Origin of the sequence: Pseudomonas sp. LM13 (assembly GCF_041381355.1) — a bacterium.
Taxonomy (GTDB): domain Bacteria; phylum Pseudomonadota; class Gammaproteobacteria; order Pseudomonadales; family Pseudomonadaceae; genus Stutzerimonas; species Stutzerimonas frequens.
Genome location: NZ_JACBXH010000009.1, coordinates 1 through 13,440, shown reverse-complemented (window position 1 = coordinate 13,440; position 13,440 = coordinate 1). Strand labels below are relative to the sequence as shown.

The following is a 13,440-nucleotide window of genomic DNA, read 5'->3' as shown; positions in this document are numbered from 1 at the left end:
ACGTGTCGAACCCGCTGCTGCCGCACAGCTTCCCGCGTCCCTCGGTAACAGGAGTAACCGCATGAAACGCTCGATCGCCACCGTGTCCCTGAGCGGTACCTTGCCGGAGAAACTGGAAGCCGTGGCCGCCGCCGGCTTCGACGGCATCGAACTGTTCGAGAATGACCTGCTCTATCACTCCGGCAGCCCGCAGGACATTCGTCGACGCTGCGAGGACCTGGGGCTCGAGATCACCCTGTTCCAGCCGTTTCGTGACTTCGAGGGCTGTCCGCGCGAGCGTCTGCAGCGCAACCTCGATCGCGCCGAGCGCAAGTTCGACCTGATGCAGGAACTCGGCGCCGAGCTGATGCTGCTGTGCAGCAATGTGCAGGCCGATGCGTTGGGCGACCGTGAGACCTTGCTCGGCGACCTCACCCTCATCGCCGAGCGCGCCGGTGCGCGTGGCCTGCGGGTCGGTTACGAGGCCCTGGCCTGGGGCCGTCACGTGAAGACCTGGCGCGATGTCTGGACGCTGGTGCAGCAGGTCGACCATCCGGCGCTGGGCGTCATCCTCGACAGCTTCCACACCCTCGCCCTGCGCGACGATCCCAACGCGATCGTCGAGATTCCGGGCGAACGAATCTTTTTCGTGCAACTGGCCGATGCGCCGCTGCTGAGCATGGATGTGCTGGAGTGGAGCCGGCATTTCCGCTGCTTCCCCGGCCAGGGCGAATTCGATCTGGCGGGTTTCCTTGCGCCCGTACTGCAGGCCGGCTACGGCGGTCCGCTGTCGCTGGAAGTGTTCAACGATGGCTTCCGCGCCGCGCCGCCGCGTGGTGTGGCTGCCGATGGCCTGCGCGCCCTGCTGCACCTGGAGGAACTGACCGGCCAGCGCTTGAACGCTGCCGCCAGGCCCGCGCCGATTGCCCAGGCACTGTTCACACCGCCGCCGGCGCCGCGCTACGAGGGCATCGACTTTCTCGAATTCGCGGTCGACGAGCCGCACGCGGCGCGGCTGGGCGATTGGCTGCAGCGGCTGGGCTTCGCCCACGTCGGCCAGCATCGCTCCAAGGCGGTGCAGCTGTATCGCCAGGGGGAGATAAACATCGTGCTCAATGCCGAGCCGTACTCGTTCGCCCACAACTATTTCGAGGCGCACGGGCCATCGGTCTGTGCCATGGCATTGAAAATCGACGACGAGGCCTCGGCCCTGGCGCGCGCCTGCGCCTTCGGCGGGCAGCCCTACCGCGGGCTGATCGGGCCGAACGAGCGGCAGATTCCGGCCGTGCGTGCGCCGGACGGCAGCCTGATCTATCTGCTCGAGTCCGGCGCGCCGGGGCAGAGCAACTACGACATCGACTTCCGCCTGCACGCCGTCGCGTCAGCGGGCACTGGCCTGCAGCGCATCGATCACATGGCCACCGCACTGCCGGCCGAGAGTTTGGCCAGCTGGGTGCTGTTCTACCGCAGTCTGTTCGACTTCGAGGCCGACGACGAGCTGCTGCTGCCCGATCCCTACGGCCTGATGAAGTGCCGCGCCATGCGCAGTCCCTGCGGGCGGGTGCGGCTGCCGCTGAACACCTCGCAGGACCGCCACACCGTGATCGGTCAAACGCTGTCCAGCTACCGCGGCGCCGGCGTGCACCATGTGGCATTCGCCTGTGAAGACATCTTCGCCGAGGTCGCGCGGGCGCAGGCGGCCGGGGTGCCGCTGCTGAAGATTCCGCGCAATTACTACGATGATCTGGCCGCGCGCTTCGATTTCGACGACGCTTTGCTCGCCGAGCTCGCCCGCTACAACGTGCTGTACGACCGCGATGCCGACGGCGGCGAACTGTTCCACGTCTACACCGAGCCGTTCGAGGGGCGTTTCTTCTTCGAGATCCTGCAGCGCTGCAACGACTACGCCGGTTACGGAACGGCCAACGTGGCGGTACGCCTGGCCGCCATGGCCAAGCAATGCCGCCGCGCTGCCCCGGCCACGCGTGTCATGGCCAGCACTGGCTGATGGTTCATTGCGGATTAGCCAAAGGCCCTAGCTTGTGGCCGCGGCAGCGATGCTATGATCGCGAGCGGCCCGCCCCCTTGCGGATTGCCTGTTTCGTGCGGCCGCTGGAGCCCTGTCGTGCCCACCCCAAAACCAATCGGCCTGCGTCAATGGATCTGGCGGGCTTTCGTTCGCAGTGCGCTGATTCCACTGGTGTTGGTGGAGGCGGGGCTGATTGCCATCTACCTGCTGACCAACAGCGCGATCCGCGACGCCCAGATCGAGCACCTGCGCGAGACTGCGCTGAACGACCTGCAGGCGTCGGCCAGCCTCGAGTCGCGGCTGATCAGCGAGCAGCTGGAACAAGTCGCCTCGCTCACCGAGCTGTATCGCAACCTCACCGCACAGGCCCTGCTGGGCGACGCGCCGGTCGCGCCGCCGGAGCTGGCGCTGAGTGGCGACGGGGTCCGCTACAGCCCTGAGAACAACGGTGGCGCCGCGGTCTTCTACTCCAACGCCACGCCGGCCGAGCGCCACGATCTGGAGAAGATCGCGCGCTTGCGGCAGCTGGAACCGCTGATGAAGGAGATCGAGGCGCGCAACCCGCTGGTCGCCAGCCTCTACTTCAACAGCTGGGACAGCTTCAACCACATCTATCCGTGGTTCTTCACCCTCGACCAGTACCCGGCGGATATGGACATCCCCCAGTACAACTTCTATTACCTGGCCGACGCCGAGCACAACCCGGGGCGCGGCGTGGTCTGGACCGACGTCTACCTCGATCCGGCCGGCCATGGCTGGATGATGTCGGCGATCGCGCCGGTCTATCGCGATGATTTCCTCGAAGGTGTGGTCGGCATCGACATCACCGTCAGCGGCATCCTCGAACAGATCGGCCAGTTGCAGGTGCCCTGGGGCGGCTACGCCATGCTGGTCAGCGACGACCTGTCGATCATGGCGCTGCCGGAGCCCGGCGAAGAGGATTTCGGCCTGGCCGAGCTGACCGAGCACTCGTACCTGGATGCGATCCGCAGCGAGATGTTCAAGCCCGAGGACTTCCGCCTCGATCGCCGCCGCGAAACCGCCGAGCTGGCTGCGGCGATATCTGGCTCCGACCGTGGCGTACAGCAGGTGATGCTCGGCGGCAGGCCGCAGCTGGTGGCCTGGACTACCGTGGCGCAGACCGGCTGGCACCTGCTGACGGTGGTGGACGAGGCCGCGGTGTTTCGCCAGACCAATGCGCTGGCCAGCCGCTACCAGCAGATCGGCTATCTGCTGATCGCCGGGCTGCTGCTGTTCTACATCGGCTTCTACGCGGTGATGTGGCTGCGCGCGCGCCAGCTCAGCCAGGCATTGCGCGATCCCATCGCCGGTATCTCGCAGATGATGAAGGAGATCGGCCGCGGCCGCTGGCGACCGGCTGCGGTGCACGCCGATATCCGCGAACTTGACGATATGTCGCGCCAGACGCTGGAGCTCGGCACTCGCCTGGCAACCAGCGAGGTTCAACGCGGCGACACCCAGCGACGTCTGGAACTGGTGCTGGAAAGCGCCACCGAGAGCCTCTGGGAATACGACATGGTCAACCAATCGCTGCGCGTGCGCGGCAACCTGGTGGCGAGCTTCGGGCTGCCGGCCGCGCAGCTGTCGGACAGCCAGTTCCGCCAGCGTATCCATCCTGACGACCTGCAGCAGGCGCTGGCCCAGATCGAGCGCATCAAGCTGGGTCTGCAATCGCGCTACGAGGCCAAGTACCGCTTCGCCGACGCGCTTGGCGAATATCACTGGCTGCTCAGCCGCGGGCGGGTTCTCGAGCACGACCCGGATACTGGTGCGCCGCGGGTGCTGGCCGGTACCCACGTCGACATCGATGCGCTCAAGCGGGTCGAGGAGGAGCTGCGCGCCGCCACTGTGCAGGCCCAGGCCGCGAGCGAAGCCAAGGGCCGGCTGCTGTCGGGCATCAGCCACGAACTGCGCACGCCGCTCAACGCCATCCTCGGTTTCGCCCAGTTGATGCGGATGGACTGCGATGACGAAAGCCAGGCCGAAGCGGCCGAATACCTCGACGAGATCCTGCTGGCCAGCCGCCATCTCAACCAGCTGCTGGGCGAGATTCTCGAATGGTCGAGCCTGCAGCAGGAAGCGCCTCAACTGGAACTGCAGGCCGTCGATGTCTGCGGCCTGATGCGCGAATGCGCCGAACTGGTTTCGCTGGAGGTGCAGCAGCGGGGCCTGCGGCTCGAGCTGTCGCTGCCCGACGAGGACCTGCAGGTGCTGGCCGAGCCGCGGCGCCTGCGTCAGGTGGTGCTCAACCTGCTGTCCAACGCGATGAAATACAACATCCCCGAGGGCCGCATCGCCTTGCGCGCGGAAACCACCCCGACGCTGGTTCGTCTGCTGGTCGAGGACACCGGGCTGGGTATCGACCCGGCGCAGCAGGGGCAGGTGTTCGAGCCTTTCCAGCGGCTCGGGCGGGAGAACAGCATGATCCAGGGCACCGGTATCGGCCTGTCGCTGTGTCTGGAGTTCGCCCGCCTGATGAACGGCCAGATGGGCCTGCACAGCGAGCCGGGTGTGGGCAGCCGCTTCTGGATCGAGCTGCCGCGGCTCGTGCCGCACCCAGCGCGGTAACCGGTCGACCGTCCGGGGTACTGGCCAGTCATGCCTTGCGCTATACTGCGCGGCTTTCGCGCGCGGGCGGTTCTGGCCGGTTCGCGCCCATCCAGGCCACGCTCTTTTGCGTGGTTTGTTGTTATTGACGCGCCCGCGGGCGCCCGACGAGAGGCACGACGATGAGCGCACTGGTAGGCGTGATCATGGGCTCCAAGTCCGACTGGTCCACCCTGAGCCACACCGCCGACATGCTGGAAAAGCTGGGCATTCCCCATGAAGTGACGGTGGTGTCCGCCCACCGCACCCCGGATCTGCTCTTCCAGTACGCCGAACAGGCCGAAGCGCGCGGTCTGCGCGTGATCATCGCCGGTGCCGGCGGTGCCGCCCACCTGCCGGGCATGTGCGCCGCCAAGACCCATCTGCCGGTGCTCGGCGTGCCGGTGCAGTCGTCGATGCTCTCCGGAGTCGATTCGTTGCTGTCCATCGTGCAGATGCCGGCCGGCGTGCCGGTCGCCACCCTGGCTATCGGCAAGGCTGGCGCGATCAACGCCGCGCTGCTCTCGGCGAGCATCCTCGGCCACGAATTCCCCGAGTATCACCAGGCGCTGAAGAAATTCCGTGACGAGCAGACCCAGACCGTGCTCGACAATCCGGACCCGCGCGGTTGAGCCGGGACTAAACTCTGCTTCCCAGCGACGCGCGCGTCGCGCGCTGAATCTGCCGCCTAGAAGGGCCGTTGATATGAAAATTGGTGTGATCGGTGGCGGCCAGCTGGGCCGCATGCTGGCCCTGGCGGGCACTCCGCTGGGCATGAGTTTCGCCTTCCTCGACCCCGCGCCGGACGCCTGCGCCCAGGCCCTCGGCGAGCACATCCGCGCCGACTACGACGACAAGGACCACCTGCGTCGGCTGGCCGACGAGGTGGACCTGGTGACCTTCGAGTTCGAGAGCGTGCCGGCCGAGACGGTGGCCTTTCTCTCGCAGTTCGTGCCGGTCTACCCGAGCGCCGAATCGCTGCGCATCGCTCGCGATCGCTGGTTCGAGAAATCCATGTTCAAGGAGCTCGGCATTCCCACCCCGGAGTTCGCCGACATCCAGTCCCAGGCCGATCTCGACGCCGCGGTAGCCGGCATCGGCCTGCCCGCCGTGCTCAAGACCCGTACCCTGGGCTATGACGGCAAAGGCCAGAAGCTGCTGCGCAAGCCTGCCGATGTTGCCGGTGCGTTCGCCGAGCTGGGCAGCGTGCCGTGCATCCTCGAAGGTTTCGTGCCGTTCACCGGCGAAGTCTCGCTGATCGCCGTGCGTGGCCGTGACGGCGAAACCTGCTTCTACCCGCTGGTGCACAACAGCCACGAGAGCGGCATCCTGCGGCTGTCGGTGGCCAGCAGCAACCATCCGCTGCAGGCGCTGGCCGAGGACTATGTCGGTCGCGTGCTCGCGAAGCTCGACTACGTCGGCGTGCTGGCCTTCGAATTCTTCGAGGTCGACGGCGGCCTGAAGGCCAACGAGATCGCCCCGCGTGTGCACAACTCCGGCCACTGGACCATCGAAGGTGCCGAGTGCAGCCAGTTCGAGAACCACCTGCGTGCCGTCGCCGGCCTGCCGCTGGGCTCGACCGCCAAGCTGGGCGAGAGCGCCATGCTCAACTTCATCGGCGAAGTGCCGCCGGTGGACAAGGTGATCGCCATCGAGGATTGCCACCTGCACCACTACGGCAAGGCCTTCAAGGCCGGACGCAAGGTCGGCCATGCGACGCTGCGTTGCCCTGATCGCGCCACGCTGAACCGCCAGATCACCGCAGTAGAGACGCTGATCCCGCACTCTTGACGCCCGGCCGTCCGGCGACGGCGAACGGCGGTAGCCCCCTCGGGTCCATTGGTTACCCACCTTTCGGACCTGAGGAGCACAACCATGGGCATCATCGGCACCATCATCATCGGCCTGATCGTCGGCCTCATCGCGCGCTTCCTGAAACCTGGCGACGACAGCATGGGCTGGATCATGACCATCCTGCTGGGTATCGGCGGCTCGCTGCTGGCGACCTACGGCGGCCAGGCGCTCGGCCTGTACCAGGCGGGCGAGGGCGCAGGCTTTATCGGCGCCGTGGTCGGTGCGATCATCCTGCTGGTGATCTACGGCATGGTCACCAGCCGCAAGCATTGACCCGCCGCGGGGCCGCGCCCTGCGGCCCCGTTCCCTTCTCACGTAGTGACCTCATGCGTTCATTTCTCGCCTCGCTGTTCTGCTGTCTCGCCCTCGTTGCCACCGTTCATGCCGCGCCATCGGAACTCGACTGGCTCGAATTGATGCCGCCCGAGGATCGCCAGGCGCTGGAGGAGATGCCGGAGATCGACCACGCGACGCCCGAGGACCTGGGCTTCAGCGACCAGGGCGGGCTCAAGCAGGAGGCCGGGCTGCCGCCGGTGATGTACTCGGCCAAGACGGTCGCCGAGCTGAACGGCCGCGAGATCCGCCTCGGCGGTTACCCGGTGCCGCTGGAAAGCGACGCCCGCGGACGCAGCACCGAGTTTTTCCTCGTCCCTTATCCCGGTGCCTGCATCCACGTGCCGCCGCCGCCGCCGAACCAGATCGTGCTGGTGCGTTACCCCAAGGGCATCACCCTGGAGGACATCTACGCCCCGCTGTGGGTCGACGGTCGCCTGCAGATCGAGCCGGTCAGCAACGACCTGGCCGATGCCGCCTATGTGCTGGAAGCGGCGGCGGTCGAGCTGGTCGACGAAAGCGACCTCTGAGCCGCAGGTCATGGCGCTGCCCACCGAACTCCGCCAGGCGCTACGTGAGCTGGCGGCGCACACCGAAGGCATCGATCTGCCGGTCTACCAGGCATTCGAACGTGATCCGCTGGAACCCATCATCGGGCTTGGCGACGCTGACGCACCGCTCTGCTTCTTCGGCCGCGATCCGGGGCGCGAGGAAGTGCGTCACGGCGAACCCTTCATTGGGTCCGGCGGGCAGATCGTCCGGCGCGTGCTCTACCGCCACCTGCATGGCGCTGAGATGCCGGACTTCGAGGCGGGACGGGCGCTGGGGCGGCACTACTTCTGGATCAACACCGTGCCGTACAAGCCCATCGGCAACAAGGCCTGGTCCATGGCGGTGAAGCGCCGCTTCCAGCCGCTGATGCGCCAGTTGCTGATCGACAGCTGGCATGGCCGGCACATCGTCACCCTCGGTCGCGAGGCCTTTCTCTGGTTCGCCATCGGCCAGCCGCGCGAGGCGCGCCAGCGCCTGGAGGCGTTCTGGCAGCGTGAGGATCGCTTTACGGCCAACCTCGATATCGACATGCAGGACGCGCAAGGCCATGCACGAACCTTCATCCTGCACCCACTGCCGCACCCCTCACCGCTGAACCAGACCTGGTTCAAACGCTTCCCCGCGTTGCTGGAAGCGCGCCTGCGCCAGCTCGACGCTAGTCGCTGACCTGATTGGCGAGCTGCCCGGCCTGCCAGGCAGCGACGTTGCCCAGGGTGGTGCCGGCGATGGCTGCCAGCGCCTCCTCGGTGAGGAAGGCCTGGTGGGCGGTGACGATCACGTTGGGGAACGACAGCAGCCGCGCCAGCACATCGTCCTGCAGCGGCAGGCCGGAGTGATCCTCGAAGAACAGCCCGGCTTCTTCCTCGTAGACATCCAGCCCCAGATAGCCGAGCTGGCCGCTCTTCAGCGCGCCGATCAGCGCCGGCGTGTCGATCAGCGCGCCGCGGCCGGTGTTGATCAGCATGGCGTGCGGTTTCATGGTCGCCAGGCTCTGCTGGTTGATCAGGTGACGGGTCTCTTCGGTGAGCGGGCAGTGCAGGCTGACGATATCGCTGCCGGCCAGTAGCTCGTCGATCGCCACGTAACGCATGCCGAGGCGTTCCAGCTCCGGGTTGGGGTAGGGGTCATAGAGCTGCACCTCGCAGCCGAAGCCCTGCATGATCCGCGCGAACACCGCGCCGATCTGCCCACTGCCGACCACACCGACGCGCTTGCCGACCAGATCGAAGCCGGTCAGCCCCTGCAGCGAGAAGTTGCCTTCGCGGGTGCGGTTGTAGGCACGCGGCAGACGGCGGTTGAGCGCCAGGATCAGTGCCACGGTGTGCTCGGCCACGGCATGCGGCGAGTAGGCCGGCACCCGCACCACCGGCAGACCGAGACACCTGGCGCAGGGCAGATCGACGTGGTTGTAACCGGCCGAGCGCAGTGCGATCAGCCGCGTGCCGCCGGCCGCGAGCTGCTCCAGCACGGGGGCGGAGAGCACGTCATTGACGAACGGGCAGACCACTTCGGCGCCCGTCGCCAGGGCCGCGGTGTCAGGGTCCAGGCGGGTCTCGAGAAAGTGCAGCTCGAAGCCGTGGGCGCGGTTGGCGGCCTGGAAGCTGTCACGGTCATAGGGCTTGCTGCTGAACAGGGTGATGCGCATGGGAGCCTCGCGATAAGGGGCGACTGCCGACAGGGTGCGACAGTTGCCCGCCGCGGCCAAGTCGCTTCTGTCGCCCGATATGACCGGCGGCACGCATCAGCCTGCACGCAGTGCCTGCCCCTTGGGCTGGAAGTACAGCGTGCTGCCGCGTTGCACGCCCACCAGGCTGGCGTGGTCGTTGCCGACCTCCGCTTCGATCGGCTCGGCTTGCCCTGCGACTTTCAACGTGACGCGGGTCAGCGCGCCGAGCGGGCGGATGTCGCGCACCTCGCCGGCCAGGTGCTCGGCCAGCGCTTCACGGCTCAGAAAAACCTCATGCGGGCGGAACAGCACGCTGCGCTGTTCGTCCAGCTGCAGCCGATTGGCGTCGCCGAGGAAGTGGTAGACGAACTCGCTGGCGGGGTTGGCGTACACCTCCGCCGGTGTGCCGATCTGCTCGATCACCCCCTTGTTCATCACCACGATGCGATCGGCGACCTCCATCGCCTCCTCCTGGTCGTGGGTGACGAATACGGAGGTCAGGTGCACGTCCTCGTGCAGCCGCGCCAGCCAGCGGCGCAGTTCCTTGCGCACCTTGGCGTCCAGCGCGCCGAACGGCTCGTCGAGCAGCAACACCTTGGGCTCCACTGCCAGCGCGCGGGCCAGGGCAATGCGCTGGCGCTGGCCACCGGAGAGCTGTTCGGGGTAACGGTCCGCGAGCCAGTCCAACTGCACCAGATTCAGTAACTCGTGCACCTTGGCGGCGATCACCGCTTCGCTCGGGCGCAGCTTCTTCGGCTTCATGCGCAGGCCGAAGGCCACGTTGTCGAACACGGTCATGTGGCGGAACAGTGCGTAATGCTGGAAGACGAAGCCGACGTTGCGGTCGCGCACATCGCGGCTGGAGACATCCTCGCCATGGAACACGATGCTGCCGCTGTCCGGCGTTTCCAGCCCGGCGATGATGCGCAGCAGGCTGGTCTTGCCGCAGCCGGACGGGCCGAGCAGGGCGACCAGTTCGCCGCTCTGGATGTGCAGGTCGATCGCCTGCAGCGCCTGGAACTGGCCGAAGCGCTTGTTGACGTCACGGACTTCGATACTCATGGCTGTGCTCCGGTTTTCAGGCGCGCGATGCGCGATTCGCTCCACTGCTTGAGCAGCAGGATCACCAGCGCCAGGGCCAGCAGCAGGCTGGCCACGCTGAACGCGGCGACGTGGTTGTATTCGTTGTAGAGAATCTCGACGTGCAGCGGCAGGGTGTTGGTCAGCCCGCGGATATGCCCTGAGACCACCGACACCGCGCCGAACTCGCCCATCGCCCGCGCGGTGCAGAGCACCACGCCGTAGATCAGGCCCCATTTGATGTTCGGCAGGGTGATGTGCCAGAACATCTGCCAGCCGCTGGCGCCGAGCAGCCGCGCGGCTTCCTCTTCGGTACTGCCCTGCTCCTGCATCAGCGGGATCAGCTCGCGGGCGACGAAGGGCACGGTGACGAACAGCGTCGCCAGGACGATGCCCGGCACGGCGAAGACGATCTGGATATCGCGATCACTCAGCCACTCGCCGAAATAGCCCTGGGCGCCGAACAAGAGCACGTAGATCAGGCCGGCGATGACCGGGGAGACCGAGAACGGCAGGTCTATCAGGGTCACCAGCAGGCTCTTGCCGCGGAACTCGTACTTGCTCACGCACCAGGCGGCGGCGACGCCGAACACCAGATTGAGCGGCACCGAGATGCCCACGGCAAGCAGGGTGAGCTTGAGCGCGGCCAGGGCATCGGGCTCGAGGATCGCCGTGAAGAAAGTGCCGACCCCTTGCTTGAAGGCTTCGCCGAGGACGATCAACAGCGGCAGCAGAAGGAACAGCGCGAAGGTCAACCAGGCCGCGCCGATCAACAGGCGGCGGGCCGTTTGCTTGCCGCGACGGGTAGTGGTGGCGCGGGCATTCGCCGACACGGGCAGGGAAGCGGTAGTCATGCTGGCCTCCTCAGCCGTGGGCAATGCGGCGCTGCAGCAGGTTGATCGCCAGCAGCAGGATGAAAGACACCACCAGCATCAGCACGCCGATGGCCGTGGCGCCGGCGTAGTCGTACTGGTCCAGCTTGACCATGATCAGCAGCGGCAGGATCTCGGTCTTCATCGGCATGTTGCCGGCGATGAAGATCACCGAGCCGTACTCGCCGACGCCGCGGGCAAAGGCCAGGGCGAAGCCAGTCAGCCAGGCGGGCAGCAGCGCTGGCAGCAGCACATGGCGAACCACCTGCAGCGGACGCGCGCCAAGGCAGGCTGCGGCTTCTTCCACTTCACGCGGGATATCGGCGAGCACCGGCTGGAGGGTGCGCACCACGAAGGGCAGGGTCACGAAGGTCAGTGCCAGGGTGATGCCCAGCGGACTGTAGGCGATCTTGAAGCCCAGCTCGGTAGCGAACTGGCCGATCGGTCCGTTCGGCGCGTACAGCGCGGTGAGGGAAATGCCTGCCACCGCGGTCGGCAGGGCGAAGGGCAGGTCGATCATCGCCTCGATGATCTTGCGGCCGGGGAAGCGATAGCGCACCAGCACCCAGGCCAGCAGCGTGCCGATCACGCCATTGAGCACGGCGGCCACGAAGGCGGTGCCGAAGCTCAGCTTGAGCGCCGCCAGCACGCGCGGCGCGCTGACGATGGCGATGAACTGCGCCCACGAGAGTTCGGTGGTCTTGAGAAACAGCGCACCCAGGGGAATAAGCACCAACAGGCTGAGGTACACCCGGGTGTAGCCCAGCGTCAGCCCGAAGCCGGGTATGACGGAGGTAGATCGGCTGGACATGTTCGAGGCTCGGACGGTTTGGCGTAATGGCCAAAAAAAAAAAATTGGAAGACCGTAGGGTGGAAAACGCGCGAAGCGATTTTCCACGCGCATCACGCTGAGCCTGCCGTATGCGGGCCAGCGCCTCGGACGCGTGGATGGCTTCGGCCATCCACCCTACGAACTGGCGTGCAATGTGTCGGCTGAAGCGTCACGAGCGCAGCTCAGACAAGGCGAAGACCGGCGAGGGCCGCGGAGTTTACGGGCTGTAAATGAGCAGGCCCGAGCCGGTCTTCAACGAAGTATGAGCAAGCGCAGTAGCTTCATTCGGCCTGATAGATCTGGTCGAAAACGCCGCCATCATTGAAGAACTTCGGTTGTGCGGTCTTCCAGCCACCAAAGTCCCCGTCGATGGTGACCAGCTTCAGCGCCGGGAACTGATCCTTGAATTCGGCCGCCACGGCCTCGTTGCGTGGCCGGTAGAAGTTCTTCGCCGCGATGCGCTGGCCTTCCTCGCTGTACAGGTAGTTCAGATAGGCTTCGGCTAGCGCCCGCGTGCCCTTGCGCTCGACGTTCTTGTCCACCACTGCCACCGGTGGCTCGGCAAGGATCGACAGCGAAGGCGCGATGATCTCGAAATCTTCACCGCCCTGTTCCTTCAGGGCCAGGAAGGCCTCGTTCTCCCAGGCCAGCAGCACGTCGCCGATGCCGTTGTTGACGAAGGTGACGGTCGAGCCGCGGGCGCCGGTGTCCAGTACCGGCACGTTCTTGTACAGCGTCCCGACGAATTCCTGTGCCTTCTCATCCGTGCCGAATTTCTGCTGGGCGTAGGCCCAGGCCGCGAGGAAGTTCCAGCGCGCACCACCGGAGGTTTTCGGGTTTGGCGTGATCACCTCGACGCCCGGCTTGACCAGATCGTCCCAGTCCTTGATGCCTTTCGGGTTGCCCTTGCGCACCAGGAAAACAATGGTCGAGGTGTAGGGGGTGCTGGCGTCCGGCAAACGGGTCTGCCAATCCTCGGGGATCAGCTTGCCGAGGCGATGCAGCTCATCGATATCGCCAGCCAGGGCCAGGGTCACCACATCGGCACGCAGACCATCGATGACGGCACGGGCCTGCTTACCGGAGCCGCCATGGGACTGCTGGACCTTGATCGGCTCATGGCCCTGGGCCTGCCAGTGCTTGTTGAAGGCGTTGTTGAATTCCACATAGAGCTCGCGCGTCGGATCGTAGGACGCGTTGAGCAGGGTATCGGCGGCCAGTGCGGGGCCGGCGAACAGCGCGCTCGCCAGGGCGGCGAGGGCGAAGCGACGAATGGACATGGTGCAGCTCCTGAAAAAACTAATTTGTATGTGTTGGCGTATCAGGGGCGGTCGCTGAAATCACGCTGGAAGACAGGCAGGGCGAGGCAGAAGCAGCCTGGCGGGTTGCAACCTGGTCTAGCGGTGTCAGGTGGTTTTCAGTGACTCGATTAATTAGCTCCGCATTCGCGGGCGACAGCTGCAGTACCGGTGCGTGTTCATGGTCTCGGCTCGTTTCATGGTCACGCCCTCCGGTGGTCCAGTCGGGCTGATGGTTGGGGTAGTCCGGGGGTCAGGCGTTCTTGCCGGTCGGCTGCAGGCGGAACTTCTCCTTGCGCTCGATCTGCACGGCCTGGCCGTTGTGCACGGTGATTTCA

General features: G+C 66.1%; 13 protein-coding genes. 7 read left to right on the top strand and 6 right to left on the bottom strand.

Going from position 1 to position 13,440, the window contains the following annotated elements; genetic code table 11:
* The first annotated feature begins 61 nt into the window (after positions 1-61).
* From HZR81_RS08635 to HZR81_RS08605, 7 genes are all read left to right on the top strand, one after another.
* Entirely contained in the window at positions 62-1,987 is a 1,926-nt protein-coding gene (locus tag HZR81_RS08635; RefSeq protein ID WP_200596531.1) for a bifunctional sugar phosphate isomerase/epimerase/4-hydroxyphenylpyruvate dioxygenase family protein, read from the top strand.
* A 117-nt stretch (positions 1,988-2,104) separates the two neighbouring features.
* Positions 2,105-4,597 (top strand): ATP-binding protein, encoded by a 2,493-nt coding sequence (locus HZR81_RS08630; RefSeq protein ID WP_500127852.1) that lies wholly within the window; start codon positions 2,105-2,107, stop codon positions 4,595-4,597.
* Between the two features lie 161 nt (positions 4,598-4,758).
* Complete coding sequence (gene purE, locus HZR81_RS08625; RefSeq protein ID WP_013981400.1) at positions 4,759-5,247, top strand: 5-(carboxyamino)imidazole ribonucleotide mutase; 489 nt, start codon at positions 4,759-4,761, stop codon at positions 5,245-5,247.
* A 73-nt stretch (positions 5,248-5,320) separates the two neighbouring features.
* On the top strand, positions 5,321-6,406 hold the full coding sequence (locus HZR81_RS08620; RefSeq protein ID WP_500127851.1) for a 5-(carboxyamino)imidazole ribonucleotide synthase: 1,086 nt from the start codon (positions 5,321-5,323) through the stop codon (positions 6,404-6,406).
* An 84-nt stretch (positions 6,407-6,490) separates the two neighbouring features.
* Positions 6,491-6,742: a GlsB/YeaQ/YmgE family stress response membrane protein gene (locus tag HZR81_RS08615; protein WP_003297756.1), complete on the top strand. Its 252-nt coding sequence runs from the start codon at positions 6,491-6,493 to the stop codon at positions 6,740-6,742.
* Between the two features lie 53 nt (positions 6,743-6,795).
* Positions 6,796-7,332: a DUF3299 domain-containing protein gene (locus tag HZR81_RS08610; RefSeq protein WP_500127850.1), complete on the top strand. Its 537-nt coding sequence runs from the start codon at positions 6,796-6,798 to the stop codon at positions 7,330-7,332.
* Between the two features lie 10 nt (positions 7,333-7,342).
* Positions 7,343-8,020: a uracil-DNA glycosylase family protein gene (locus tag HZR81_RS08605; RefSeq protein ID WP_125868609.1), complete on the top strand. Its 678-nt coding sequence runs from the start codon at positions 7,343-7,345 to the stop codon at positions 8,018-8,020.
* On the opposite strand, the gene HZR81_RS08600 is transcribed toward HZR81_RS08605, so the two are convergent.
* The 6 genes from HZR81_RS08600 to HZR81_RS08575 form a co-directional block, all read right to left on the bottom strand.
* Positions 8,010-8,999, bottom strand: coding sequence for a 2-hydroxyacid dehydrogenase (locus HZR81_RS08600; protein WP_500127849.1), 990 nt, complete (start codon positions 8,997-8,999; stop codon positions 8,010-8,012). The genes HZR81_RS08605 and HZR81_RS08600 overlap by 11 nt on opposite strands.
* 96 nt (positions 9,000-9,095) lie before the next feature.
* Positions 9,096-10,082 carry a sulfate/molybdate ABC transporter ATP-binding protein gene (locus tag HZR81_RS08595; RefSeq protein WP_200600754.1) on the bottom strand — a complete coding sequence of 329 codons (987 nt, stop codon included), beginning with the start codon at positions 10,080-10,082 and terminating at the stop codon, positions 9,096-9,098.
* Positions 10,079-10,954, bottom strand: a complete 876-nt coding sequence (gene cysW / locus HZR81_RS08590) for a sulfate ABC transporter permease subunit CysW (protein WP_045633779.1) — start codon at positions 10,952-10,954, stop codon at positions 10,079-10,081. Before cysW ends, HZR81_RS08595 begins: the two co-directional genes overlap by 4 nt.
* A 10-nt stretch (positions 10,955-10,964) precedes the next feature.
* Positions 10,965-11,783 (bottom strand): sulfate ABC transporter permease subunit CysT, encoded by an 819-nt coding sequence (cysT, locus tag HZR81_RS08585; RefSeq protein WP_500127848.1) that lies wholly within the window; start codon positions 11,781-11,783, stop codon positions 10,965-10,967.
* A gap of 302 nt (positions 11,784-12,085) precedes the next feature.
* The gene (locus tag HZR81_RS08580) at positions 12,086-13,084 is read right to left on the bottom strand and encodes a sulfate ABC transporter substrate-binding protein (RefSeq protein ID WP_500127847.1); all 999 of its coding nucleotides are present in this window, start codon (positions 13,082-13,084) and stop codon (positions 12,086-12,088) included.
* Positions 13,085-13,355: 271 nt separating this feature from the next.
* Positions 13,356-13,440 (bottom strand): DUF2292 domain-containing protein (locus HZR81_RS08575; RefSeq protein WP_500127897.1); only part of this gene is annotated, 85 nt, incomplete at its 5' end.